We start from the raw sequence: 26,329 nt of genomic DNA on the forward strand, positions 1-26,329 counted from the left end.
GATTGGAGACAAGCCTGATCGAAACTACCACCGTTTTGTGCTTCAGTTGACCAGGCCGTATTCGAAATTCCGCCCGAGGGTCCGGGCATCCCGATGAAAGCGTGTTGGGGCTGAGCCGAAACGCGACGACCGAAAAATCCGACTCGACTCCCTCGCGAAATGAGTCGACAAGATTCGAGATAGGCAAGCCACTGAGCAGCCGACCTCATGAGTTGCAGTATGGGCCGCTGGGCACAATGACTTCCGGCACGCGCGGAATAGGGACCGTTTGACCTAGCATGCCGAACCAGTGGTTCCAACCAGGGAGAAAACGGAATGAATCGGATTGCCGCAGGCATTCTTGCCGTTGCTTTCATTGCTGTACCGTGCCTGGCTCAGGCCAGCGAGGGCTTCGCCGACCGGGCGCGCGAGATGCTCGAGTCGATCTATACCGACCGGACGCCCGGTGCGGTGGCGGTCGTCAGCAGAGACGGAGAGGTCGTGTTCAACGAGGCTTTCGGAATGGCCAGCCTGGAGCTGGGTGTGCCGATGGACACGGATCACATCCTGCGCCTGGCATCGGTGACGAAACAGTACACGGCTGCCGCGATCCTGGCTCTGGTGCAGGACGGCAAGCTTGCCCTCGACGACCCCCTGTCGAAGTTCCTGCCGGACTTTCCAGTCGGCGACGTGACCGTTCACCAGTTGCTCAACCACACCTCGGGCATCAAGAGCTACACCAGCATCGAAGGCTACATGACCGACGAGCGGATTCGCCGTGACCTCAGCACCGAGGAGTTGGTCGCGGTGTTTGCCGATGAGCCCGTCGATTTTGCGCCCGGCGAGAGCTGGTCCTACAACAACTCCGGCTATGTGCTGCTCGGGGCCATCATCGAGCAGGTCACGGACAAGCCCTGGAACGAGTTCATTCGCGAACGACTGCTGGCCCCGCTGGGCATCGATTCGACCGATGCCTACGCCGACACGACCGTGCTTCCGGGGCGCGTGCCCGGCTACGCGGGGACGGCGGAGGAGCCCGAAAACGCCGGCTTCCTGTCGATGACGCAGCCGCACGCAGCCGGGTCGTTGATGTCGACCGCCATCGACGTCGATCGCTGGCAGCGTGCCCTGCACGGCGGTGAAGTGCTGGATGAGGAACTCTACGAGCGCATGATCAGCGCCGATGAGGTGGCCGCCGACGTGCGCAACGGCCAGAGCTACGGCTACGGCCTGATGATGGCCGACTGGATGGGGCATCCGGTAATCCACCACGGCGGCGGTATCAACGGCTTCACGACCTTTGCTTTCTGGTTGCCCGAGGAGGAACTCTCGATCGTCCTTCTGACCAATCGCGCCGGTCCGGGTTGGTCGACGCAGGATGTCACGCTGCGCCTGGCCGGCCTGGCCATGGACAAGGCCTATCCGGGCGAGCTGCCCGAGCTGGATCTGTCGGAGAAAGCGCTCCGGGAATTCCAGGGCACCTACCGAATCGACGACGAGACGGTTCGCACGCTGCGCGTGGACGACGGCAAGCTGATCAGCCGGCGGCAGGGCGGCGGCGAGTTTCGGGTGATTCCGGTCGAGGGTGACCGGCTCGTGTTCGACCAGTCGCTGAGCTGGTTCTCCGTCGAGCGCGACGAGGACGGCTCGATTGCGGCCGTGGCCCTGCACCAGGGCTGGGGCGGCGAACCCGAGCGTGCCGTGCGCGAAAGCGACGAGGTCTGGGAGCGTGAAACCTCCGAGGTCTCAGAGGAACACCTCCAGCGCCTGACCGGGCGCTACGAGCTGATGCCCAACTTCATCCTCGCGGTGCGCGTGGTCGACGGCGGCATGGAAATCCAGGCCACCGGCCAACCGGCCGTGTCGATGGAAGCCGAGTCGCCGGTCAAGTTCTTCAACGACGAGATCGGCGCCGACATCGTCTTCGACCTGCCCGAGTCCGGCCACGCGACCGGCCTGACGCTATACCAGGGTGGCCAGGAGCTGCCCGCACCGAGAATCGGGGAAGAAGAGGGCGACTGATTCCCGCTGTGCGGGACGTTGGGATGATTCCTCGATCGGTTGCCAGGCAGGCCCGGGTCGCCGGAAAATGCGACCCGGGCCGTTACTTTCCGACAGGTGGATCATGAACCGCACCGTTTGCACCGTCGCGCTGATCTCGCTCGCCTTTTGCTGCCTGGCGCTGGCTGGCCCGTCGACGGATGGGGAGTCCACGCCGCTCGCTCGCCTTTTCGGCATGGGCCCGGCCGAGAACTTCACCATTCGCTCCGAGACCCTCGAGCGTGATTTCCATGTCTACATTCGGCTGCCTCGGGAATACGCCGAATCGGAATGCGACTGGCCGGTGGTCTATATGCTCGACGGGGGCATCCTGTTTCCGATGCTGGCGCCGCTGCATCTGATGATGGAAATCGACGATTTGGCGCCTCCCGCGGTACTGGTCGGCATTTCCTACGGCGGCCTCGGCTATGCCAATGGCAACATGCGCTCCACCGACTACACGGCTCCGGCGCCCGAGCCGGACTACTACGGCGGGGCCGACGCCTACCAGCGTTTCCTTTCCGAGGAACTGATCCCGAAGATCAACCGCGACTACCGCGTAGACCACGATCGTAGCCTGGTGCTCGGCCAGTCCCTCGGTGGGCAATTCACCCTGTACACCGCCCTGACGCGGCCCGACCTGTTCGGTGCCTACCTGTCGATCAATCCGGCACTGCATCGCAATGTCGAGTTCTTCATCGAACTGGAGCCTGCCGCTCGACAGGATCCGACGCCGCTGTTGATCACCCGAGCGAGCGAGGACAGGGAACCGTTCCGCAACGCCCTGGATCAGTGGCTGGAGCATTGGCGGGGGCGGGAAGCCGGTTCGCTTGCATTGTCGGTGCAGGGCCTGGAGGACGAGCATCACGCGTCGTCGGCGCCGGCCGCCTATCGCCAAGCGATGGCGTGGTGGGCCGCGGCCGGCGGGGACACTTGCAGCGGCTCGCTGGGTTCGGACTAGGGGGCCATGCGGCTCAGCGTTGCCTGATTGGCCGCACGGCCCACTAGATGGTGCCGTCGTCGTCCTGATCTTCCGGCGCGGGCCTTTCGATGCGGCCGGGCGCGAAATCCTCGATCCAGGATTGACCACGGTCTTCGGAAACCATCAGGCGGCCATCGTCGCAGCGAGCAAAGACGCGCTCCGCCGTCGAAATCTGGGGGAGCATGCGTGAGCACTGTTCCTCGATTTCGACACCCCACTCGAGGATGTTCCCGTCCGGGCCCGAGACTCTCAGGCGCGGGTTGTCCTCGTACTTCCAGCGCTTCAGGAAGTCGTTGTATTCGCCCTTGTGGCTGAACGCCATGGTCTTGCCGTCGGGCAGAACGAGCACCATGGCGCCCTTGTCGAAACGATCCGATTCTCTTGGCCAGTCGTCGGGAGCTTCTTTCCAGCTCGCGCCGACGTCGTGACTGTAGAGTTGGTCGCCAACGCCCGACCAGGCGCTGCCGGGAAGGGCGAGCGTCACCCCATCGGGTTGCGTTACCAGGAAGAAGATGTGCCGGTCTTCCTGGTCCTCGAGAATGCCGCCGGAGTCATCGAGTACCAGCCTGCGGCCGTCGGCGAACGTAACGAGGCGGTCGTCCGCAAGCTTCCGGGCATGCACCTCTCCGCGCCCGGTGAAGAAGATTCCCTGTTCGTAGTGAAAGTCCAGGACGGGTTCCCACTGACGGCTTTCCGCCTCGACGTGGAAGAGCGTGGTCGTGTCGCCGGCCTGAGCGATGGCGTAGAGCGACCCGTTCTCCATGGTGCCGATCCATTCGATGGCAGCCTGGTTGCCGGGGCCGGGCGCTGCGGACCATTCTCCGTCGAGGAAATCGGCCTGCAAGACCAGGCCGCGTTCTCCGGCGGCGATGTAACCGTGTCCGGTGTCCACAAGGGTTGACAGCTGCTGGGTGAAGCCGGTGTCTATGCGGCGCCAGTCCGACAATCCCTCCCGCACGAGGATGGAGCCCATCGGACCGGTCATGGCGACGCGACCGTCATCGAGCCAGTGGTGCGAGGTGCCGACCGCGAACTCCTCGATTCGCTCGGCGAGCTCGGCCCTCTGCCCCGAATTGCTGTCGAACTCCCAGCCGTGAACGCCCTCGTCCAGATCTCCAATGAGTTCCGGCGTGGCGGTCTCGACGAAGCCGAGCAGGTCTTCCTGCTCGTCGAGGCGCGCGAAGACGTGGGCGGTACGTGATTCGCCATCGGCCTCGAACTCGCCCAGGGGCTGGAACACCACGGTGCCCAGGCTGGTCAGGTGATTGGCCTCGATCCGGAAGGTTCCGAGGCTTCTGGGAATCGGGCCGTGCATCCACACGCTGACGTCGCCCAAGACCGCTGAACTGTACATGTTGTACATGCGGTAGTGGCCGGGCGGAAGGGCGCCGACGAATACTCGGCTGCCGAGCAGGCCGGTGCCGGCCGGTTCGAGGCGAAACCTGTTTTCCGTGTTGTCCAGGTCGACGACGTGGGCGGCCGTCCATGTATCGAGGGTCGGGCTCAGGCGCTCTGCGTTGTTCGTGACCTGCACGGCGACGACGCCATAGTCCTGCGGCAGTGCAGCGAGATCGTCAGGGCGAGTGTCGATGAACGGATCGGTCACGCAGGCCGTCAGAAGCGACAGCAGGCAAGCAAGCCAGGCTGCGCGGAGCAGGGCAGTCTTGAAATTCATTGGTAGCCTTGTCGGTAATGATGTCCCCGGGAGCATTGTTGTTCAGCGCGACCGTGGTTTGCAACACAGGTTCATGCGTCTCGTCGGCGACTTCTGAGCAAGAGGGAAGCAAGGGAAACGCCGACCAGGCCGATGATCGATCCCGGAACCGCCCCCAGTGCCAGCGCGCTCATCAGTCCCGCCAGCAGGGCAGCGCCCCCGGCCAGGACGGCGGGAGCTGAATCGGTGTGCGGGACACTCGCCCGCCTTCGTGTTTCTATCCAGGCCACGACGGCCAGTACCGGCACGACCATCAGCAGGCAGAGGCCGAGCCACCACAGGCGGCCGCTCCAGAAGCCCGGATCGCCGGGTGTGCCCGCGTCGATGGGTGCGCCGATGATCTCGCCCAGCCAGGCGGCTGGCAGTTCGGCCAGCTTGTGCCACAGATACAGCGGCATGCCGAAGGCGCCTAGGAAGGCGACGATTCCGGCCAGGCGTTCGCGGTCGAGCAGCCATCTCGCCGGGCGTTCGCACAGCAGCACGAGCCCGACCTGCAGCCACATCACGCCGATCAGGGCCAGGGTCGGCGGCAACATGTTGCTGTTGCCCTCGAGGTCCTGGCCGATCATGCCGACGGGATAACCGCTCAGCATCGAGCCCAGCAGCCAGCCGGCACCCAGCATGAACAGCAGCAGGCCGGTGATTGCGCCCCGGAAGCGCCCGCGTTGCCAGGCGATGCCGAGCTGCTGCGGCAGCAACCAGACGACGAAGGCGTTGAGCCAGCCGATGCCGCCTTCCGAGCCGGTTACCCTTGCGCCCAGGGCGAGCCACTGCGTGGGCCAGAGTGCGCCCGCGCGGAAGATATCGACCAGGGCGGCCAGCACGATCAGGCCGAGCACGGCGCCCAGCCCGAACCGGCGGTCGGCCTCGACGCTCAGCGGCAGCAGGGCCTGGACGGACAGCAGCATGACCAGGAACCACAGGTGGATGGTCAGTGAGCCTTCGAAGGTGCCCAGAAACCTTCCGCCGGTGAACTGGGCGATGCCGACCAGCAAGGTCAGCGCCGCCATGTAGGTCACCGTGGGCCGTGCCAGTCGAAGCGCCCGTCCGCCCCACCATCGGAGTTGGGAGTGGCCCTGGTGTGCCCGGCGGGCGACGCCGCGGGTGCTGACCGCGGCGGAAACGAAGACGAACAGGGGAACGACCTGGACAGCCCAGGTCAGGAAGGCTGCCGGAATCCAGACGTCGAGCAGGTGGTCGGTGGCCGCCAGGCGCCCGGCCTCCAGCCGGGGCAGGGTGGCGAACCAATGGCCGAAGACCACGACCAACAGCGCCAGCGCGCGCAGGGCATCGGGATAGAGATCGCGTTGGTCGTGCTGCGGATGGCGCAAAGCGTGCTCCGGGTCAACCTGTCGACGAGTATACGGGCCGGCCTGCGATACCGGAAACGCTTGCCATCGTGGCGAGAAGTCGCTAGAAATGAGCCTGAAACAGTGGATGGCTCACAGGTGGGGAAACGGGTCGTGAATGACGTCTCTTCTCTGGCGGGTCGGGAACACCCGCTGCTCGGGCGGCTGGAGTTGGCGTTCGATCCCCAGTCGCGCACCCTCGCACGCGGCGGCCGCAGGCGTCATCTCGCGCCGCGCGAATCCGAAGTGCTGGCCGCCCTTCTCCGGGCCGAGGCGGGCCGGGTCATTGCAAGAAACGACTTGCTCGATGCCGTCTGGGGGCCGGGCGACGTCTGCGAAGACGCCCTGACCGTGATCATCTCGAGATTGCGTCGTCACTTCCAGCGTCTGGGAATCGACGAACCCGTGATCGAGACCGTGCCGCGACGCGGCTATCGCATGGGGGAGTGTGAAAATGCTGCCGGCGGCTGGCGCGAGGCGCGCCGCGACGGACGACTGGGGCGCACGCTCGGTCTCGCGTCGCTCGTGTTGTCGGCCCTGGCGGTGAGCGTGTCCTGCCTTGCGCTGCTGGTGGCGATGGGCTGACCGGCCCCGGGCCCCCTGCAAAAAAAGCCCGCCGACCCCCAAAAGGGGCCGACGGGCAAACCGGCTTGGGACGAATCGATTTACGTCAGGGCGCGACGGGTCGTCCTTTTCTTATGACTGCGGCCAGTCCGACTCGCCTCCGGACTTGCTGCAGTGCTGCTGAACCGCCGAGCCGTACTCGCTGCGGCTCAGGCCCTTCTCGCTCTGCTTGTCGATCTGGTCGAACGCATCCGACAGGCAGGGCAAGGCCCGTGCTTCGGTCTTGCTGATGTAGCCGTCGCCGTCACCGTCGAGTTCCTCGAAACGAGGGTTCTGAGCGATGGCGGCGGAAGCCGCGAACAGCAGGGCGATGGTCAGGGCCGGAATGGTTTGTTTGCTGAGGTTCATCATGGTCGACTCCTTTTTCGGGTTGTCTCCAGTGGTGAGCCTTTCCGGGCTCGCCCTGAATAAAGCAGATCCCGTGCCAGGAGTATCGAATGCCTTGAAAATCAGAGATTTGGCGTCTGTCGGCCTTTCCGCTCCCCCCCCCCGGGGGTGTCGCCTGCAGGCGACGCTTTGGGGTCGAGAAGGCGCGAGAGCCCGCGAAACCAGGGCTTCGGGCTGTTGCCGTCAGGCGACAGGCCGCCTCAACTCACTGAAAGTGTGATGAAAACCGGGCTAATCCTTGAAGTCGCCCGGCTCGAGCTGGTGGCGGCCGAGCAGTCGGTAGAACTCGGTTCGGTTGCGTCCCGCCAGGCGTGCCGCCTCGCTGACGTTGCCGCCGGCCATGCGCATGATGCGAACGAGATAGTCCCGTTCGAAGGCGTCGCGAGCCTCCGCCAGCGGCTGGACGCCGGTCGGGTCGCGGCGCAGGGCGCGCTGGACCAGGTTGGCCGGCACGGGACCCTTGCGGCAGAGCACGCAGGCTTGCTCCACCACATTGGCCAGCTGTCGGACGTTGCCGGGCCAGTCGTGGCCCAGCAGGACGCGCAGGGCGTCGCGAGAAAACCCCTGGATGCGGTCGGCTTTCAGGCGATCCTTCTGGATGTCGGCCAGGAAATGCTCGGCCAGGGGCACGATGTCTTCCGGCCGGTCGCGCAGGGCGGGGACATCGAACTGCACGACGTTGAGCCGATAGAAGAGATCCTCACGAAAGTCGCCATCGCGAATGGCGCGCTCCAGGTCGCGGTGCGTGGCCGAAACGACGCGCACATCGGTGGCGACTTCCTCGGCCGCCCCGACCGGGCGTACGCGCTTTTCCTGCAGGGCGCGGAGCAGCTTGGCCTGGAAAGCGGCCGGCATGTCGCCGATTTCGTCGAGCAGCAGGGTGCCGCCGGCGGCCGTTACGAACAGCCCGTCGCGGTCGCTGTCCGCGCCGGTGAAGGCGCCCTTGCGATAGCCGAAAAGCTCCGACTCGAGCAGCTCGGCGGGAACGGAGGCGCAGTTGATGGCCACGAAGGGGCCGTTGCGGCGCGGGCTGGCATCGTGGATGGCGCGCGCGATGACCTCCTTGCCGGTGCCGCTCTCGCCGATCAGCAGGACGCTCGCATCGCTTTCGGCCACCATTTCCAGTTCCGACAACAGCGTTTCCATGGCATGGCTGCGCGTGACGATGCTTTCGCGCCAGCTTGCGCTGCGGCCGGCTCCGGCGCGGTTGCGGCCGGTGGCTTCGGCGATCGTCTCCAGCAACTCGGCGCTGTCGAACGGTTTGGTGAGGAATCCGAACGCGCCTTCACGGGTGGCCGCCACGGCATCGGGAATCGTGCCGTGGGCGGTCAGGATGACAACCGGCAACGCGGGGTCGCGTTCGCGCAGTTGTCGGAACAGGGCCATGCCGTCCATGCCCTCCATGCGCAGGTCGGTGATCACCGCATCGGGCGCTTGCGCGGCCACGCGTCCCAGGGCGGCTTCGCCGCTTTCGGCCGTGTCGACGAGATACCCGTTCGACTCCAGCCTCAGGCTGATCAGGCGCAGAAGGCCCGGGTCGTCGTCGACCAGGAGGATGCGACAGCCGTTCCGCTCCGCTTCGTCGGCTTCGAGTCGTTCCGTCATGTCATTCTCCTCCGTTGTCCTCGCGCTCGTCGAGCTGGTGGTCGATCTCGCGCAGGGCCTCGAGCTTGTCGAGAGTCCGGCGGTGAGCCTCGCGCTCGTGCTCCAGGGCCGAGGCTGCGCGGTCGCTTTCGCGTTGCGCGGACACCGCTCGGCGAATCAGTTCGATCACGACCGACAGGGTTTCGCGCGCTTCCTGGTCGACGTGTACCCCTTGGGGCCGCTCTTCCAGCAGACGCTCGAGGGCCTGCATGCCGGCCTGTGTGTCTTGCATGGCGGGCGGACCCAGCGTCTGCAGGAGGGCGCGTTCGAGCCGCGCCGGCCAGGTGTCGAGGTTCGCGACGCCCGCATGCCAGGTCTCCGCGGTATCGGCACTGACGCGCATGACCCGGTCGACGCGATCGATGATGTCGGCGCCCCCGATCTCGTCGGTTTCAGCCTGCAGGCAGCTGGCGGCGAGGAAGAGCGCAAAGGCGGCAAGGATTCTGGTCAGGCGCAACATGAAAAAGGATCTCCGGGGAAGGCTAGTGGGTCCCAAGGGGCAACTCGATGACGAAGACAGCGGACCAGCCGGCTTGTTCGACCAGGTCGACGTCGCCGCGGTGAGCCCGCACGAGGTCGCGGCAGATGGCAAGCCCGAGCCCGCTGCCGGGGCGCGTTCTGTTGCTCGGGCTGCTGCCGCGGTAGAAGGGTTCGAACAGTCGGCTTCGATCCTGGGCCGGCACGCCGGGACCCCGATCGGCGACCCGGATCAGCGCTCGGTCGCCGTGGCGTTCGACTTCGACCGCCACGGTGCTGCCCGGGGGCGAGAACTTCAGCGCGTTGGTCACCAGGTTGTCGACGGCGGTACTGAGCATGTCCGGATCGACGCTCAGCCCGACCCCGGACGGCTGTCCCCGCCGGATCCGGATTCGATTGGCCTCGATGCTGAGCCGATGGCTTTCGATCACCTGGCTGACGAGTTCATCCAGCGAGACATTGTCCCGGCGCATGGGCTCGGGCCGTGCCTGCAGCCGATTGAAGCGAAGCAGGTTCTCGATCTGTTCCTGGAGACGCGTGATGTTGGACTGGATGATGCCGACGACTTCCCGTTGCTGATTGCCCAGGCGCCCGAAGCTCTGGTCGGCGAGCAGGCTGGTGCCCTCGCGGATGGCGCTCAGGGGCGTCTTCAGCTCGTGCGACACCTGGCCGACGAGCTGTCGCCGCTCGCGTTCGGTTCGAACCAGGCGTCGACGGACCCACTCCAGTCGGGTCGACAGTGCTCGCAGGTCGCGGGGGCTGGTCACTTGTTCGATGCGTGCGCGCTCGGGCTGGGCCAGCGCCCGCATGCCCCGGTCCAGACGGCGGATGCGCCGGTTGAGGAAGCTGGCCATCAGCAGGGCCAGCAGGATCGCGACCGGCACGGTCGAAACGAGACTCAGGAGGGAAACGTTCCGGGCCGATTCTCCCATGGCTTCCAGCCGCCGCAGCTCGCGCTCCGAAGCGTTCTCGGTCGCTACCAGCAACCGGTTCGCATCCGCGGCGAGCTCCTCGAAGGGCCCGGAAAGACGAGGCGGCCATTCGGCACCGTCGCCGAGGTCCGCGGCCAGCCGATGCAGATTCCGACTCTGTTTCTTCATGCCGTCGATTCGCTCGCGCAGGGCATCGCGCTCGACCAGCCGGGCAAAGGCGGCCAGTTCGTCGGTCAGGACCCGGCGGCGCTCGGAGAGGTTGGACCGTGCATCCGCATCCTGCAGAATCCGGAACTGCCTGGCCGCCCGCTCGAACGCAATGACCCGGTCACCGATCTGCCGGGCCGACTGCGTGGCCGAGATCGTGCGCTCGAGCAGCTGCTCGCTCTGGCGGGTGACCCGGTCGATCTGTTGGCTCGAGACGATCAGCCCGACCAGCAGCGGAAAAGCGACCAGCGCAAAGCCGGCCAGTTGGAGCGTCAGTACCGATTGCGTGCGCAGACGTCGCCGCAAGCGGCGCCACGCGCCGCTCCGGCCTCTTCTCTCCCCCCTTGTTTCCGTCCGTGCACCATGGTCGCTCAAGGGGCGATTGCGCCTCTCTGGTTCCTGGTCGACAGCGACAGTATCGATGTGGGGGGTGGTCGCTTACAAGCTAGCTCGTCGCCCGATCGAGCCTGTCGCGTATGGCCGACCAGGCCGATTCTTCGGGGAGCCGCTGTACGAGAATCCGCCTGGCGCCCCGGTGGTCGAGTTGTCGCAAGGCCGCGTAAAGGCCTCGGGCATAGAGTTTCGGATCTTCGGGCAGCGACTGCCAGGCCCTGAAGCCGCCCGGATCGGGCGTGTCCCCCAGTGCGAGGACGGCTGCGTCGGGGTCGGGTCGAACAAGGACTTCGGCATCGACGAGCTCGACTTTCGTTTCGGGAGCGTAGTGCGACGGCAGTCGGCCCGAGGCCCTCGGGCCTTCCGACTCGCCGGCCAGGTTCGGTGTGTCACCCAGCACGCCTGCAAGCTGTTCGATGCTGATCATGCCGGGGCGAAGGACCCGGGGGTAGGGGCCGCTGCAATCGACGATGGTCGATTCGACGCCGACATTGCAGGGGCCGCCGTCGATCACGGCGGCGACGCTGTCGCGGCCCTCGAATTCGCTGACGACATGATCGGCGGCGGTCGGGCTGATGCGGCCGAAGCGGTTGGCCGAGGGGGCGGCGACGGCGCGGTCGAGGATCTTCAGCAGCCTGAGGGTGACGGGGTGGCCGGGTACGCGCAGGCCGACGGTCTGCTGTCCGCCCGTCACGATGTCGCTTACCCGATCGGCCTTGGGCAGGATGAGGGTGAGCGGGCCGGGCCAGAAGGCGCGGGCGAGCTTGCGCGCGGTTTCGGGTACTTCGGCGGCCCAGTCGTCCATGGCCTCGATGCCCGGCAGGTGGACGATCAGCGGATGGTCGGCCGGCCGCCCCTTGGCGGCGAAGATGGCGCGCACGGCTTCGGGTTCGTCGGCGACGCCTGCCAGCCCGTAGACGGTTTCGGTGGGTACGGCGACGAGTTCTCCGCGGCGCAGCAGGTCCGCGGCGCGTTGCAGATCCTCTTCGCTGTCGCCGAGGCGGATCACGGCTGGAATTTCTCCGGGCGAAGCACTTCCACGTCGGACAGCGTGAGGATCATGGCGTAGTTGTCGTAGTAGTGCTGTTTGAGGTGCCGTGCGATCCTCAGCGCCGTCTCGTCGTCGCAGATGACTTCCACGCGGATGTTGCTGTCGGCTTCCCAGCCGGCGTCGCGCACACCGCGCTGGCCGCGTCCGCGGGCGTTGGTGATCGTGTAGCCGGGCGCGCCGAGCTTGTCGAGGTCGCGCGTGAGGTGGGTCTCCAGCGCGGCTTCGGTGATGACCGTCAGGAGCTTTCGCCGGTAGTCTTCCTGGATGGGCATGGCGTTCGTCTCCTCTTGCCTATAGGGTCCGGTGGATGAATTCCGACAGCTGCCAGTACAGGGGAATGCCGACCAGCACGTTGAACGGGAAGGTGATGCCCAGCGAGGCCGTCAGCGACAGCGTCGGGTTCGCTTCCGGCACCGAGATGCGCATGGCCGCGGGCACCGCGATGTAGGAGGCGCTCGCGGCCAGTACGGCCATCAGCATGGTGCCGCCTTCCGACATGCCCAGCAACCAGCCGGTGGTGGCGCCGACGACCGAGCCGAAAAGCGGCATGGCGACGCCGAATGCGATGAGGAACAATCCGTAGCGTTTCAGGCTGCCTGCGCGCGAGGCGGCGATCAGGCCCATCTCGAGCAGGAAGATCGCCAGAATGCCCTTGAACAGGTCCATGAACAGCGGCTCGATGGCCTTCAGGCCTTCCGGATCGGACAACCAGCCGATTAACAGGCCGCCGATGAGCAGCACGATGCCCTTGCCGAGGAAGACTTCGTGGGCGACGTCGCCCCACTTGGTGTCGCTGGACAACCCGCGGGCGAGCACGATGCCGACCAGGATGGCCGGAATCTCGAGGACGACCAGCAGCAGCGGCAGGTGGGGTTCGTAGCCGATCTCGCGGGTGGCCAGCCAGGCGACCGCGACCGCGTAGGTGCCGACGCTCACCGAACCGTAGTGGGCCGCGATCGAGGCGGCGTCCGCGCGCGCGAAACGGCCCAGCTTGTGCAGCAGCGGGAAGGCGACCAGCGGCATCAGCAGGCCGATCATCAGCGTGGCCAGAACCGACGGCGCCAGGTCGAGGAAGGGCTGCTTCTGCAGCTCGATGCCGCCCTTCAGGCCGATCGACAACAGCAGCAGGATCGAGACGAAGTCGTAGACAGCCTGCGGCAGCCTCAACTCCGATTTCAGCAGCCCGGCAGCGAGGCCGAGCAGGAAAAACAGGATGATCGGGTCCATGCGTGCTCGTCAGTCCTTGACCTGCCAGCCGATGCTCGCGCCGGCGCGCAGGGGGACGATGGTTTCGCCACCTGCGGCCAGTTCGGCATCCAGGGTCCACTCCCGCTTTTCCAGCGCGATGCGATCTTCGTGATGCGGCAGTCCGTAGAAGTCCGGTCCGTGCAGGCTGGCGAAGCTCTCGAGCTTGTCGAGCGCGCCGGCGGCTTCGAAGATCTCGGCATACAGTTCGATCGCCGCCGGCGCCGAGTAGATGCCGGCGCAGCCGCAGTCGGATTCCTTGGCATGCCTGGGGTGCGGGGCGCTGTCGGTGCCCAGGAAGAATCGCTCGTTGCCGCCGGTGGCCGCCGCGACCAGCGCCTGACGGTGCCGTTCGCGCTTGATCAGCGGCAGGCAGTAGTGGTGCGGCCGCAGGCCCCCTTCGAACAGGGCATTGCGGTTGTACATCAGGTGGTGGACGGTGATGGTCGCCGCGATCGGGCCCGGCGCGGATTTCACATAGTCGATCGCGTCCGCCGTGGTCGCGTGCTCGAGCACCATCTTCAGTTCGGGAAATCGCGGGCGCAGCTTCTCGAGATGACGCTCGATGAAGACCGCCTCGCGGTCGAAGACGTCGATGTCGCCGTCGGTGACCTCGCCGTGCATCAAAAGCGGCACGCCGTGCCTTTCCATGGCCTCGAGCACCGGGTAGACGCGCTCGAGATCGCGCACGCCGGAGTCGGAGTTGGTGGTCGCGCCGGCCGGGTAGTACTTGACCGCGTGCACGAAGTCGCTTTCGGCCGCCTCGCGAATGTCTTCGGGCGTGGTGGTCTCGGTGAGATACAGGGTCATGAGCGGCTCGAAGCTGCTGCCTTCGGGCAGCGCGGCCAGGATGCGGTCGCGATAGGCGCGAGCATCTTCGAGGCTTCGCACCGGCGGCTTGAGGTTGGGCATGACGATGGCTCGGCCGAACACGCGCGCGGTAGCCGGGACCACGGCGGCCAGCATGTCGCCGTCTCTCAGGTGCAGGTGCCAGTCGTCGGGGCGTCGAATCTCGATGCGGTTCACTGCGGTGTCGTCAAATGGGTTCAGGGGCATTTTAGTCGCTCGATCCGGTCTGCGCTGAGCGACGCATTTCCGCTATTGACCGGATCCGCGCGGCTGAGGATAATGAAAAGATATAACATTACATAAGCATCCCTTTAGCGGAACTCATGGAGACCCCAATGATTCGATCGATCCTTCTCGCGGCCGGCCTGCTGCCCGTGGCCGCGCTGGCGCAGGAAGCGAACCAGGAACCCGAATCCCACACCGAGCGCGGCGAGCTCGAAAAAATGGTGGTCAGTGCGCTGCCGATCGCGCGCAGCAAGCTGGATTCCGCCCAGCCCATCGATGTGCTTTTCGGTGAAGAACTCGACGACCGACGCGGCATGACCCTGGGAGAGACCCTCATGCAGCAGCCCGGCGTGCATTCGACCAGTTACGGCCCCGGTGCCGGCCGCCCCGTGATTCGCGGCCTGGGCGGCGGTCGCGTGCAGGTGCTCGAAGACAGCCTGCCGGCGGTCGACGTGTCGGCTCAGTCCGACGATCATGCGGTGAGCGTCGAACCGATGCTGATCGACCGCGTGGAGATCCTGCGCGGCCCGGCCACGCTGTTGTTCGGTTCCGGGGCCGTCGGTGGGGTGGTCAACGTGATCAACGGACGCATTCCCGATTCCGTTCCCGATCGCGCCCTGGAAGGTCGCTTCGAACTGCGTGGCAATACGGTTGCCGACGAACGCACCGGGGTGCTCCGCCTGGACGGCGGTTCGGGCAACTGGGCCTGGAATGTTTCGGGCTCCTGGCGCGATGCCGACGACTACGAGATTCCCGGGGTGGCCGAGGCTGGTCATTCCGAAGACGACGGGCATGATCACGAGGACGATTCCGGCATCCTGCCCAACAGCTTCGTCGAGTCGCGGTCGGGCTCGGCCGGGTTGAGCTGGTTCGGGTCGCGTGGCTTCTTCGGCGTTTCCCTCAAGCAGTACGAGACCGAATACGGGATTCCCGCGCCCCATGCAGCTCACGGGGAAGAGGAGGAAGAGCACGGCCACGACGATCACGGTCTCGATGCCTTCCGATATGTGTTGCTGTCCGAGGACGATCACGGTGAAGAAGATCACGAAGGTGAGGACGTCTACATCGATCTCGAGCAGACGCGCTGGGATGCGAAGGGCGCGTTGAACGAGCCCCTGCCGGGCTTCACCCGTGCGACCCTGCGCGCTAGCTACAGCGAATACACGCACGCGGAGCGGGCGGTTGAATCCGGTCACTCGGAAGAGGAGCCGGATCACGCGGACGAGCATGCCCACACCGTCTTCGATGTCGAAGCCTGGAATGCCCGCCTCGAACTCGAGCACAGGCCCGTTGCGGGCTGGCGCGGCGCGCTGGGATTCCAGTTCGAGGACGAAACCCTGGCGGCGATGGGTGATGAAGCCTACGTGCCGGACGGGGAGTCGCTGTCCTGGGCCCTGTTCGCCCTGGAGGAAAGGGACACCGGCCCGCTCACCTGGACGCTGGGCGCGCGCCTGGAACGCAACGAGATCGAAGTCGACGAGCTGATCGAGAGTCACGGGCACGAAGACGAGCACGGGGACGAGCATGGGGAAGACCATGACGTCCCGCTGCGGCGCACATTCACCACGGTATCGGGAAGCGCAGGTGTGCTCTGGCGGATGAACGAGCGCTGGCAGTCTTCTCTGAACTATGCCTACGCCCAGCGCGCGCCCTCCCAGGCCGACCTGTACGCCAACGGTCCGCACGCGGCCACGTTTACCTTCGAGCGCGGCGATGCCGACCTGGACGAGGAAGTGACCAACGGTATGGACTTCATCGTCCACCGGCACGGCGAAGACTTCGACCTGGAAGTCAGCCTGTTCTACAACGCCATCGACGATTTCATCTATCTGGACGAGACCGGCGAGGAAATCGACGGCCTGCCGCTTCGACAAACGCGCCAGGAAGACGCGACCTTCTACGGCGGTGAGCTGCTGGCCGTCTGGCATCTGCCGCGAACGAGTCTGGGGCATTTCGACCTGCGCGCCGGCTACGACTGGGTGCGCGCTGAGCTCGACTCGGGCGAGAACCTGCCGCGAATCTCGCCGGCCCGCTACATTGCCGGAATCGACTGGCACGGCGGCGACTTCCGCGGCAGCCTGAACTATCAGCACGTGACCGAGGCCGATGAGCTGGCGCCCAACGAGACGCCGACCGACGGTTACGACATGCTCGATCTCAATCTCAGCTACTTCTTCAACCTGGGCGGCGCCGACCTGGAAGCCTTCGCCAAGCTCTCCAACCTGCTTGACGAGGAAGCCCGGGTGCACACCTCCTACCTGAAGAACTTCGCGCCGCTGCCGGGGCGCAACGTCGGGTTCGGTTTGCGCGGCCGGTTCTGAATCGGAACGCGGCGACTCAGTCGGCCGGCCAGCTCATGCCGGCCGACTGCAGTCGTTCGACCAGGCCGGCGTCGAGCGGCGGCATGGCGCGGCGCAGATGGCTGCGGAAGGCTTCGGCCGCCGGCGTCATGATCCGCGTGGACTTCTGCAGGAGGTACCAGTACACCGGCGCGGGGAAATGCGGAACGTCGAGCATGACCAGCTTGCCGGCATCCAGCTCCAGCTTGACGGCGTGCAGGGAAATAACGGCCAGACCATAGCCGCCGCGCACGGCCTGCTTGATGGCCTCGTTGCTGCCGAGTTCGAGCTTGGGCCGAAGTTCGGCGCCGAAACGGCCCAGCCAGTCGGCGGTCCATGAACGCGTGCCCGATCCCTGTTCCCGGACCACGAAGCGCGTCTTCGCCACCTGCCGGAAACGAAGCTCCCTGGATTCCGTCCAGGGGTGGTCGGGCGCGGCGATCATCACCAGGGGGTTGATGCCGACTTGCTCGCGCTCCAGCGCTCGCCTGTCCGGCGGGCGGGTCATCAGATACCAGTCGTCGAGGCCTTCGTCGAGTCGCTCGACCAGGGCCGAGCGCGGCATGATCCGAAGGCTCAGTTCGATGCCGGGGTGTTCGCGCTGGAAGCTGCCCAGGAGCCGCGGCATGAAGTACTCGGCCGTCGATACCGCCGCGATGCTCAAATGGCCGCGCTCGACGCCCTTGCGGGCGGCGAGCTGCTGCTCGAGACGCTGCAGGGGCTCGCGCACGTCGCGCGCGGCCTGCAAGACGTCGCGGCCGGCTTCGGTAAGGCGCAGTTGCCGCCCGACCACTTCGTAGAGCGGCATGCCGGCCGATTCGCTCAACTGCTTGAGCTGGATGGAGAGGGTCGGTGCGGTGAGATGCAGCTGCTCGGCCGCGCGCGCGATCGAGCCCGCCTCGGCCACGGTGCGGAAAATGAGCAACTGGTGCAGCGTCAAGTGCATGGGTAAAGAATAGATAAAAATCTATGCAAACGCCAATAAAAATTAACTTTTATTAATTGGAATGCCTTTCTAGACTGCTCGCCATGTTCAAGCGAGGAGGTCATTGCATGTCAGCAGTCATCGAGTCCGGTGAACTGGATCGGCCGCGAGCCGAAACCGCCACCGTGGTGCTGGCCCCCGGCGACGGCATCGGCCCGGAGATCACCCTGGCGACCTGTCAGATCCTGGAGGCCGCGGGTGCGGCCGTGCGATTCGAGCCGATCGAGGTGGGCGAGGCCTGCTACCGGCAGGGAGTGAGCTCGGGCATTCCCGAAGACGCCTGGTCGGCCATCCGGCAGCGGCGCGTTTTGCTCAAGGGGCCGATCACCACACCCCAGGGCGGCGGCTACAAGAGCCTCAACGTGACCCTGCGCAAGTCGCTGGGTCTGTTCGCCAACGTGCGGCCTTGCCGGTCCTGGCATCCGGTGCTGCCGTCGAGGCACCCGGAGATGGACCTGGTGGTCGTGCGGGAGAACGAGGAAGACACCTACGCCGGAATCGAACACCGGCAGACCGCGGAAGTGACGCAGTGCCTGAAGCTGATCTCGCGCCCGGCCAGCGAACGGATCGTGCGCTACGCCTTCGAGCTGGCCCGCGCCCAGGGCCGCCCGAAGGTGACCTGCATGACCAAGGACAACATCATGAAGGTCACCGACGGGCTGTTCCACCGGGTCTTCGACGAGATTGCCGGCGATTACCCGGAGATCGCTGCCGATCACCGCATCATCGACATCGGAACCGCCCTGCTCGCCGACCGGCCCGAGCAGTTCGACGTGGTGGTCACACCCAATCTCTACGGCGACATCATCTCGGACGTGGCCGCGCAGATCACCGGCTCGGTCGGCCTGGGTGGCTCGGCCAACATCGGTGACGGATTCGCCATGTTCGAGGCGGTGCACGGCTCGGCGCCGGATATCGCCGGGCAGGATATCGCCAACCCTTCGGGAATGCTGCTGGCCGCCTGCGAAATGCTGCGCTACCTCGACGACGGGGCGACGGCCGACCGGATCGAGTGCGCCTGGATGCGCACGCTCGAGGAAGGTGCCCACACCGCCGACATCTTCCGGGCCGGGCACAGCCGCGAGCGGCTGGGCACGCGCAGCTTCGCCGAGCGCGTGTGCCGGAATCTCGACACGGCGCCGCAGACGCTTGCGCCGTCCCGTGGCGGCGGGCTGCCGCGCTTTGACGGCTCCTGGAAGGCGGCTGCCGAAAAACCGCGCAAGAGCCTCGTCGGCGTCGATGTCTTCCTCGACTGGGACGAGGAAGGGCGCGATCCGGGACGCCTCGGAGACAGGCTCGTGGCGGCCGCCGGCGAGGGGTCGCTGTCGCTTCGCATGGTGACCAACCGTGGCGTCAAGGTCTGGCCCGACGGCCTGCCCGAAACCCGCTGCACCGACCACTGGCGTTGCCGCTTCCGGGTGGAAGCCGAAAGCGAGTGCTCGCATGCGGACGTGATCGGGCTGCTGCAGCGCTTGGAGGAAGCGGGCTTCGACTTCGTCAAGACCGAGCACCTGTGCCACTTCGACGGCCAGCCGGGTTTCTCGCTGGGGCAGGGCGAGTGAGGCGGAAGCAAACACTGTAAACTTTTCATATCGTCATAAGGTAGACTGTCGCGCTTTTCGTTCACCCGCAAAAAGTAAGGAGAGAAAAGCGTGACGACCGCCGCCCGCATCGCGGCGGCCCTGGTGCTGGCCACCGGGGTCGCCTCCCAGCAAGCCGCCCGCGCTCAGGGCGAACCGACTGCCTCGCTCGACCCCCTGCTGGTCAGCGCCACGCCCGCCGGCGGCACGCTGTCGGAATCCTTCCAGTCGGTCACGGTCATCGACCGCCAGCAGATCGAAAGCTGGCCGGCGGCGACGCTGGCCGACCTGTTGGCCGGTGTGGCCGGGGTGGATATTCGGCGACGCGGCGAGCCGGGCGTCCAGGCCGATGTGGGTATCCGCGGCACCGGCTTCGAGCAGACCGTGATCCTGCTCGACGGCATGCCGATGGGTGATCCCCAGACCGGTCATCACAACCTCAACCTGCCCGTTCCGATCGAGCACATCGAGCGCATCGAGGTGGTCAAGGGACCGGGCGCCATGGCCTACGGCGGCAAGGCGACCGGCGGGGTGATCAATATCGTCACGCGGAAGGGCGGAGATACCTCCCTGGCCGCGCAAGCCAGAGTCGGCAGCCACGACACCCGCTCGGGCATGCTGGCCGGCGCCGCCGCCTGGGGGCGCAGCGATCACCGCCTGAGCCTCGATCACCTGCAGACCGACGGTCACCTGCCCGAGCGGCGGGCGGACGCCGAACTCACGCGCGGCCTCTACACCGGCGGGGCGGATTTCGGCCGCACGGACCTGCGCTGGGGCCTGGGCGCCGAAAACCGCGACTTCGGCGCCTGGAAGTTCTACACCGCCGACTATCCGGACCAGCGCGAGCGCACCCGGACCCGAACCGCCTGGCTGGCCGCCGACACCCGCGCCGGCGAGTGGACGCTGAGCCCGCAGGCCTGGCGGCGCGAGCACGACGACCGGTTCCGGACCATCGTCTTCGGTACCGCCTACATCAATCGCCACGAGACGCGGGTGCAGGGATTGCGCCTGGCCGGACGCCGTTCCTGGGGCGGGGGCGTCACGGCGCTCGGGGTATCGCACGCAAGCGAGCGCATCGACTCCAACGCGCTCGATCGCCACGACCGCGACGAGTCCCAGGCCTGGCTGGTGCACCGCCAGCCCCTGGGCCAGCGCACGGCGCTGGAGGCCGGCCTCACCCTGGTCGACTACAGCGACTACGGCAGCTACGGCCTGCCGAGCATTGCCGTCCGGCACCGCATCGGCGAGCACTGGACGGCTTTCGCTTCGGTGGCGCGATCGGCCCGTGTGCCGTCCTACACCGAACTGTTCCTGCAGACCTCGGGTAATCTGGGCAACCCGGATCTCGAGCCCGAGCGGTCCGACTACGCCGAAGCGGGCCTGCGTTTTCGCGCCGGTGCGCACCGGCTGAACCTCGCGCTGTTCGAGCGCCGTACCGATCGGTTGATCGACTGGGCCCGCTCGCCGGGCGAAGTCCAGTGGCAGGCCGACCAGTTCGAGGGGCACCGCAGTCAGGGCGGCGAGGTCGAGTGGCGGTGGTTTCCCGCTCACCGTTGGCTGGAGCGCGTCGACCTGGCCGCCACCGTGCTCGACACCGAGCTCGACGATCGCGGTCTCGAAATCAAGTACGCGCTGGATCATGTCGAGCTGGGTCTGACCGGGGGTGCCGTCTGGCGTCTGGCTGAGGCGCTGCGATTGACGACGCGTGCGCGCTACACCGACCGCAGTTCCGGCGAGTCCGGGACGCTGCTGGACCTGCGGTTGGGCTGGCAACTGTCCGGTGTCGAGCTCTTCGTCGAGGGCAACAACCTGCTCGACGAGCGCCTGGTCGAGGCGGGCTTCGCGCCGCTACCGGGGCGCTGGCTCTACGCGGGTATTCGGGCCGACTACTGAGCGTCGTCCCTCGATCGTTGCAGCCAGTCGTCGAAGCGTTCGCGGATTCGATCGATGGTGTGCGAGTACCAGTCGATGTCCTTGGCGATGGCGTTGGCGCTGTTGTAGGCGTGGGTCGGAATGTGCGGGCGCATGTCGATCCCCGCTTCGGGGTGGCGGCGCACCTGCGCTTCGGCGGAGTGCCGGGCCGGCCCGTAGGCCAGCCGCTCGGCCAGTTCGGTCAGCGGGCCGGTGCGCGTGGCGAAGCGGATGAAGGCCCGCGCGGCCTCCGGCCGGCCGGCGCCGGCCGGGACGACCCAGGTCTGGTACTCCTGGATCTGGCCGTCCCAGATGATTTCGATGCTGCTTTCGGGGTCCAGGCGCGCGTTGAAGAAGCGGCCGTTGTAGCCCGAGGCCATGACCGCCCGGCCGGACTTGAGCAGGCGAACCGGTTCGTCCCCGGCTTCCCACCAGATGATCGAATCGCGGATCGCGCCGAGGCGCCGGAAGGCCAGTTCCAGGCCGCGCGGCGTCGACAGCAGGTCGTAGAGCTCCTGTCGGGGGACGCCGCTGGCCAGCAGCGCCCATTCCATGTTGTCCGCCGGCGTCTTGCGAAGCGCGCGCTTGCCGGGGAAGCTCTCGGTGTCGAACAGGTCGGCGACGCGATTGGGGCGCTGTCCGGAAAAGGCGCGGGCGTCGTAGGCGATGACCGTGGCGTAGACGGTATGGGTGAGCGCGCAGCGATGGCGGGCACCGCCGATGAAGTCCCGTTTCGCCGGCGTGCCGTCGCTGCCGGGCGGCAGCGCCAGGTCATCGATCGACTGCAGCCGGTCTGCCGCGCAGGCCGCCAGGGATTCGCTCATCGCCATGTCGACGAGATCCGGAGGCGGGTCGCGGTCGAGGATGGCGGTGCCGCCGTTGTAGGCGACCGTCTCGACGGGGATGCCGGTTCGCTCGGTGAAGGGCGCGAACAGGACTTCGCGCTGGACTGCTTCGTAGGCCCCGCCCCAGGTCGCCACCACGAGGGGATCCTTCCCGTCGGCCATCGCCGAGCCGAAGAACAGGGCCGAGACGAGAATCAGGACGGGCTCAAGCCGTGGCATGTTCTTCCTTGCGCATCTGTTCGAGCAACTCCAGGTAGGCGTTGATCAGGTCGGACTCGTAGACCGTGCCGACCAGGCGGCCGTCGGCGTCGAGGACGGCCACGCCCTCACCGACGAAGTGTCGCATGGCGTTCATCGCCTCCCAGACGGTTTCGTCCTCTCGCATGCTAAGAGCGTTGGCGTCGCACCAGCGCTGCGCCGGCTCACGCTCGCCGGCGGCGAACAGTTCGTGCAGGTGCACGGTGCCCGCGTAGTAGCCGCGCGCATCCACCAGGTAGGCCTCGGACGAGCCGGCCTCGACGATGGCATCGCGTGCCTGACGCACTGTCGCGTCGCTCTCCACGGTGACGTAGTCCTCGGAAAGAAGTTCGCTGATGGCGTGCGTCCGGAGGATCGCCCGGCTTCTGCCGCCGGAGAGATCGTGCCCGCGCTCGGTCAATTGCCGGTCGAACAGCGAGCGGCCGAAGTATCGGGATGCGACCAGGTTGGCCAGGGCGACGCTGGCCAGGGCCGCGATGGTCAGCGGGTAGCTGGCGGTCAGCTCGAAGACGATGATGACGGTCGTCAGGGGGGCCCCGATAACCGGCGCGGTGACGGCCACCATGCCGCACACCGAATAGACCACCAGGGCCGACAGGTCCAGCCCCAGCAGCGACCCGACCAGGCTGCCGAACAGCGCGCCGAACAGGCTGCCGATGACCAGTGCCGGGCTGAACACCCCGCCGGCAAAGCCCATGCCCAGGCACCAGGCCGTGGCCAGCAGCTTGAGCGTGAGCACCAGCAAGAGCTCCCAGTGGCTGAAAGCGCCCTCGATGAAGGCCAGGCGCAGGGTCTCCGAGCCCATGCCCAGGATATCGGGCATCCACAGCGCGGCCAGACCGAGGCCGAGGCCCGCCATTGCCGGGCGCAGCACGGCCGGCACTTTCATCCGACCGGCCAGGCGCGCCATGCGCAACAGCGCCGACATGTAGGCGACCGCCACCCCGGCGCTGGCCACGCCCAGGACGACGAAGAGCCCGAACTCCCAGAGATGCGCCACTTCGGCCTCGGCCACCTGGAACAGCGGCGGCTGGGGCCAGATCAACTGGGCGGTGACGTGGCCGAGCACGGAAGCGAAGGCGACCGGCGCGAAGGCGCGCAGGGCGAAATGACGGAGCACCACCTCGTGCGCGAAGAGGATGCCGGCGATGGGTGCATGAAATACCGTCGAGATGGCCGCGGCCACGCCGCAGGCGATGGCGATGTTGTCGCTGGTCGTGCCGGCGCGGAACAGGCGGGCCAGGCCCGATCCCACTGTTCCGCCCATGTGCACCAGCGGGCCGTACTGGCCCACCGAGGCCCCGGAACCCAGCGAGACCAGGCTCGACAGCCCGGTGAGAAAGCCCGTACGCAGCGGCAGGCGGCCCTCCCGGGTCTGGACCGCGGCGATCAGGTCGGCCGGGGAATGCGGGCGCCGGTCCGGGATGAAACGGTGCAGGATGCCGCCGACCAGTCCGCCGGCGGTCGGCACGGCCACGATCGCCAGCGTCACCAGCCAGGCGCGCTCCTCCATCATGCGGCTGCGCGGCGAGATCAGCAGCAGGTCGTTGAGCCAGCCGATGGCGGCTACGAAGCCGTTGGCCAGCATGGCCGACACGATGCCGGCCACGGCACCGAGCAGGACGATGACGGAGACCCGGCGAAGCAGGTCGCCGGGATCGCGTCGAGGGGGAGCCGGTTCGACTGTGTCGTTCACCGGCCCGTGGCTCAACGGACGACCGGGACGCCGAACAGGATCGGGTGCAGCCAGAACGCGAATGCGGCGTAGAGCAGCAGCCCCCCGACGATCACGATGACATCGTTGGCTTTCGAGCCGGGCAGCTGCGGAATGGCGCGCTGCGGGCGGTGCTTGAAGGAAATGCGGTCGGCTACCGCCCAGGCCAGGAAGCCGCCGAAGAGCAGCAGGTCGGCCAGGGTGCCGTTGACCAGAAGGTGGGCCAAGGCCCAGGCCTTCACCGCTGCCAGCATCGGGTGCTTGAGCACCTGCTGGATGCGGCCGGGAAAGTAAGTCGCCAGCAGTGCGGGGAACACGAAGAGCACCAGCAGCATGGCCAGGTGGCGCATGAAGGCCGGCGGCTGCCAGAGCCAGGTGGGATCCATCCGCGCCTGGCCGTAGCCGATGACGATCAGTACCAGCCCGGCAATGGCCAGCAGGCTGTAGACACCCTTGAAGGGCATCTCGCCCATCTTCGCGACCATGGCGTCACGCCAGCGCCAGGAGAAGATGCTGATCGAGTGCGTGCCCAGGAAAAGCACCAGGCCGATGACGAGTAGCGACATTGCGAATCTCCCTTGGTGGACGGCACACATTGTAAGGGTGGCGATCGCCCGTGCCACCCGAGGCGGAGAACGGGCAAGCTCCGGACGGGTCGCCGCGGGCGCGAAAGCCCGCTCCACAGGAATTGCCCCGCAGGGCTCAGGGGCGCTCGAGAATCCGCCGCCGGATGATTGCCTCTTCTTCGGGCGTGATCAATCCTTCTTCGAGCAGTTCCTGGAGGAAGCGCAGCTGTTCAAGCTTCCTCGATGCCGGAGTCTCGTCACCGCCCGGACCGGAACCCGATTCCCTCGAGGGCGGAGGGGCTGCGGCATCTGCTGCCAGTCCCCCGGCACGGTCGTCCCGGCCTTCGCTGTCCGGAGATACCTGCTCCCCGCATTCGAGTTGCAGCGACAGGCCAGTGACGATGTCGCTGTCTCCGGGGCGGATGTTCAGTTCCCGGCAGCCGGCCTTGCGCAAGGTGACGACGCCATACTGCGCCATGTCCTCCGAGGCGTAGCTGTTGGGGTAGATGTCGCGCTCGTCGAGCGTCAGCGGCGTGGTGCCGTGGTGTCCGGTGATCGTGATCACCTCGGCGCCTGCCGGGTCGGACTCGACATCGAAGGAGCGGATGCCGGCTCCGTCGATCGCCTCGGCCCGGCCGCCCGCGAGCAGCAGGGAAAGCGCCAGGAGCGACAGCGCAACGGTCGGCTTCGAAGTGCCCATCGTTCGCCCGGGTCAGTAAGCCGCGTCGAAGCCCAGCAGCAGGTAGTGCTCCTGGTCGAGGTGGCCGGTGTAGTAATTGCCCGATTGCGGATCGTCGTCGAGCAGGTCGACGTTCAGTTCCATGATGCCCTTGAGATTCCGCATGAAGTAATACGAGGCGGTGAGGGTCATGCTGTTGATGTCGATGCCCTCGTAGATGGTGTCGGTGTTGGCGAAGTCACCGGCGTCGGCGTAGTTGTAGAGCGCTGAAAAGGCCCAGCGGTCATTGGGGATGTAGTCGATGCCGGCGAAGCCGCCGTCCCAGGAGTATTCCTCATCGGGTGCGGCGTCGAGGAAGCCGTCCCACTCGTTCCACAGGTACTGGGCGTACCAGTACCAGCGCCCGCCGATCGAGCCGGACAGGTCGATGCCGGCAACGCGCTTGTCGGTATTCCTGCCGCTGGTGTCGAGCCCGGCGGGTCCGCCTGCGCCGCGCTGCTTGCCGTCGAGTCCGAACAGGCCGACGGCGACCGGCCCGAGGTCGAATCCGACACGCCCGAACACCGTCTTGGAATTGTCGCTGTCGAACAGGTTGTCGGGGCGGCTGAAGCCGGGGCTGTTGACGTCGAAGTGGGCGGAGATGCCGTTGCCGTTGACAAAGCCCAGCCCGATGTCCAGCGGGCCCACGCCCCGGTCGAACAGCACGCCGCGCTCGTAGGTGATGCCGGCCATGCGATAGGCCATGTAGTCCTGAAACGGCAGGCGGACCTCACGCGGGAACATCAGGTCCGAGACCTGGAACTGGCCGAGCATCATGCCGATACCCGAGCCGAAGATGTCGTCGTGGCGGAACCAGGCGTCCTCGACCACGACTTCGCCATTGCCGCCCTTTTCGCCGAAAATGGCGTAGAAGTAGTAGGTGATGTGCTCGCTCAAGGGTGCGCTGGAGAGCATCTTGATCAGGTAGGGTGACTGGAAATCGGTATCGGCCTGTAGCTTCTCGCCGGTGATCGGATCGATGTTGCCGCCTTCGCGGGCCTGGAAGTAGCCCTGGGCCCGGAACGCCAGTGGGGGGTAGTCGGGCAGCTTGAGGCGCTTGTCGCCGGTGTCGGTCGTGCCCGCGTCCCAGTTGTCGAGCTTGAAGTTGTTGCCGGCGAAGAACTCGCCGAACTGGTTGAGCTTGGGGTAAGCGGCGTGGCAGGCGGCACAGGTCATATCGTACTTGCGCGCAAACTCGGGCATGGCCGACAAGTGGCCCGAGGCCAGCAGGAGGCAGGCGGCTGCTGCCGCTGCGAGCAAATGGCTGGTGCTCTTGGTTCTCATGGTCCGCTCCTTACTGTCGACGATCGGGGCG

General features: G+C 66.6%; 22 protein-coding genes. 6 read left to right on the plus strand and 16 right to left on the minus strand.

Features of this window, described 5'->3' with window-relative positions; all coding sequences use genetic code 11:
* The first annotated feature begins 315 nt into the window (after positions 1–315).
* Complete coding sequence (locus DZC52_RS11300) at positions 316–2,001, plus strand: serine hydrolase (protein ID WP_116651255.1); 1,686 nt, start codon at positions 316–318, stop codon at positions 1,999–2,001.
* Between the two features lie 103 nt (positions 2,002–2,104).
* Positions 2,105–2,980, plus strand: a complete 876-nt coding sequence (locus DZC52_RS11305) for an alpha/beta hydrolase (RefSeq protein WP_181918921.1) — start codon at positions 2,105–2,107, stop codon at positions 2,978–2,980.
* Between the two features lie 43 nt (positions 2,981–3,023).
* Here the strand turns inward: DZC52_RS11305 and DZC52_RS11310 are convergent, their stop codons facing one another.
* Complete coding sequence (locus DZC52_RS11310) at positions 3,024–4,676, minus strand: hypothetical protein (RefSeq protein ID WP_116651257.1); 1,653 nt, start codon at positions 4,674–4,676, stop codon at positions 3,024–3,026.
* 71 nt (positions 4,677–4,747) lie between these two features.
* Positions 4,748–6,046: an acyltransferase family protein gene (locus DZC52_RS11315; RefSeq protein ID WP_181918922.1), complete on the minus strand. Its 1,299-nt coding sequence runs from the start codon at positions 6,044–6,046 to the stop codon at positions 4,748–4,750.
* A gap of 132 nt (positions 6,047–6,178) precedes the next feature.
* On the opposite strand from DZC52_RS11315, the gene DZC52_RS11320 reads away from it, so the two are divergent.
* Positions 6,179–6,649 carry a winged helix-turn-helix domain-containing protein gene (locus tag DZC52_RS11320; RefSeq protein WP_181918923.1) on the plus strand — a complete coding sequence of 157 codons (471 nt, stop codon included), beginning with the start codon at positions 6,179–6,181 and terminating at the stop codon, positions 6,647–6,649.
* Between the two features lie 111 nt (positions 6,650–6,760).
* On the opposite strand, the gene DZC52_RS11325 is transcribed toward DZC52_RS11320, so the two are convergent.
* The 8 genes from DZC52_RS11325 to pyrC form a co-directional block, all read right to left on the minus strand.
* Positions 6,761–7,036: an EF-hand domain-containing protein gene (locus DZC52_RS11325; protein ID WP_181918924.1), complete on the minus strand. Its 276-nt coding sequence runs from the start codon at positions 7,034–7,036 to the stop codon at positions 6,761–6,763.
* Between the two features lie 270 nt (positions 7,037–7,306).
* Positions 7,307–8,680, minus strand: a complete 1,374-nt coding sequence (locus DZC52_RS11330) for a sigma 54-interacting transcriptional regulator (RefSeq protein WP_116651260.1) — start codon at positions 8,678–8,680, stop codon at positions 7,307–7,309.
* Between the two features lies 1 nt (position 8,681).
* Positions 8,682–9,179 (minus strand): hypothetical protein, encoded by a 498-nt coding sequence (locus tag DZC52_RS11335; RefSeq protein WP_116651261.1) that lies wholly within the window; start codon positions 9,177–9,179, stop codon positions 8,682–8,684.
* A 22-nt stretch (positions 9,180–9,201) separates the two neighbouring features.
* Positions 9,202–10,641 carry a sensor histidine kinase gene (locus tag DZC52_RS11340; RefSeq protein ID WP_116651262.1) on the minus strand — a complete coding sequence of 480 codons (1,440 nt, stop codon included), beginning with the start codon at positions 10,639–10,641 and terminating at the stop codon, positions 9,202–9,204.
* Positions 10,642–10,780: 139 nt separating this feature from the next.
* Positions 10,781–11,737 (minus strand): L-threonylcarbamoyladenylate synthase, encoded by a 957-nt coding sequence (locus DZC52_RS11345; RefSeq protein WP_116651263.1) that lies wholly within the window; start codon positions 11,735–11,737, stop codon positions 10,781–10,783.
* Entirely contained in the window at positions 11,734–12,051 is a 318-nt protein-coding gene (locus DZC52_RS11350) for a P-II family nitrogen regulator (RefSeq protein ID WP_116651264.1), read from the minus strand. The genes DZC52_RS11345 and DZC52_RS11350 overlap by 4 nt, the downstream gene beginning before the upstream one ends.
* Positions 12,052–12,070: 19 nt before the next feature.
* A complete protein-coding gene (locus DZC52_RS11355; RefSeq protein WP_116651265.1) occupies positions 12,071–13,006 on the minus strand; it encodes a sodium-dependent bicarbonate transport family permease in 936 nt (311 codons plus the stop codon).
* Between the two features lie 9 nt (positions 13,007–13,015).
* A complete protein-coding gene (gene pyrC / locus DZC52_RS11360; RefSeq protein WP_116651358.1) occupies positions 13,016–14,050 on the minus strand; it encodes a dihydroorotase in 1,035 nt (344 codons plus the stop codon).
* Between the two features lie 158 nt (positions 14,051–14,208).
* Between pyrC and DZC52_RS11365 the strand changes: the two genes are divergently transcribed.
* The gene (locus DZC52_RS11365) at positions 14,209–16,419 is read left to right on the plus strand and encodes a TonB-dependent receptor (protein WP_181918925.1); all 2,211 of its coding nucleotides are present in this window, start codon (positions 14,209–14,211) and stop codon (positions 16,417–16,419) included.
* 16 nt (positions 16,420–16,435) lie between these two features.
* Here DZC52_RS11365 and DZC52_RS11370 read toward each other — a convergent pair whose 3' ends face one another.
* Positions 16,436–17,383: a LysR family transcriptional regulator gene (locus DZC52_RS11370; RefSeq protein ID WP_116651267.1), complete on the minus strand. Its 948-nt coding sequence runs from the start codon at positions 17,381–17,383 to the stop codon at positions 16,436–16,438.
* A gap of 107 nt (positions 17,384–17,490) precedes the next feature.
* Between DZC52_RS11370 and DZC52_RS11375 the strand changes: the two genes are divergently transcribed.
* Both DZC52_RS11375 and DZC52_RS11380 read left to right on the plus strand, forming a co-directional pair.
* Entirely contained in the window at positions 17,491–18,984 is a 1,494-nt protein-coding gene (locus tag DZC52_RS11375) for an NADP-dependent isocitrate dehydrogenase (RefSeq protein ID WP_116651268.1), read from the plus strand.
* A gap of 90 nt (positions 18,985–19,074) precedes the next feature.
* Positions 19,075–20,895, plus strand: coding sequence for a TonB-dependent receptor plug domain-containing protein (locus DZC52_RS11380; RefSeq protein WP_116651269.1), 1,821 nt, complete (start codon positions 19,075–19,077; stop codon positions 20,893–20,895).
* Here the strand turns inward: DZC52_RS11380 and DZC52_RS11385 are convergent.
* The 5 genes from DZC52_RS11385 to DZC52_RS11405 form a co-directional block, all read right to left on the minus strand.
* The gene (locus tag DZC52_RS11385) at positions 20,889–21,977 is read right to left on the minus strand and encodes an extracellular solute-binding protein (protein ID WP_116651270.1); all 1,089 of its coding nucleotides are present in this window, start codon (positions 21,975–21,977) and stop codon (positions 20,889–20,891) included. The genes DZC52_RS11380 and DZC52_RS11385 overlap by 7 nt on opposite strands.
* Positions 21,964–23,712 carry a chloride channel protein gene (locus DZC52_RS11390; RefSeq protein WP_245960812.1) on the minus strand — a complete coding sequence of 583 codons (1,749 nt, stop codon included), beginning with the start codon at positions 23,710–23,712 and terminating at the stop codon, positions 21,964–21,966. Before DZC52_RS11390 ends, DZC52_RS11385 begins: the two co-directional genes overlap by 14 nt.
* Before the next feature lie 11 nt (positions 23,713–23,723).
* The gene (locus DZC52_RS11395; protein ID WP_116651271.1) at positions 23,724–24,296 is read right to left on the minus strand and encodes an NnrU family protein; all 573 of its coding nucleotides are present in this window, start codon (positions 24,294–24,296) and stop codon (positions 23,724–23,726) included.
* Between the two features lie 136 nt (positions 24,297–24,432).
* Positions 24,433–24,996, minus strand: coding sequence for a hypothetical protein (locus tag DZC52_RS11400; RefSeq protein ID WP_220338348.1), 564 nt, complete (start codon positions 24,994–24,996; stop codon positions 24,433–24,435).
* A 12-nt stretch (positions 24,997–25,008) separates the two neighbouring features.
* The gene (locus DZC52_RS11405) at positions 25,009–26,298 is read right to left on the minus strand and encodes a porin family protein (RefSeq protein WP_220338349.1); all 1,290 of its coding nucleotides are present in this window, start codon (positions 26,296–26,298) and stop codon (positions 25,009–25,011) included.
* Between the last annotated feature and the right edge of the window lie 31 nt (positions 26,299–26,329).

Origin of the sequence: Wenzhouxiangella sediminis, assembly GCF_003410055.1 — a bacterium.
GTDB classification, from domain to species: domain Bacteria; phylum Pseudomonadota; class Gammaproteobacteria; order Xanthomonadales; family Wenzhouxiangellaceae; genus Wenzhouxiangella; species Wenzhouxiangella sediminis.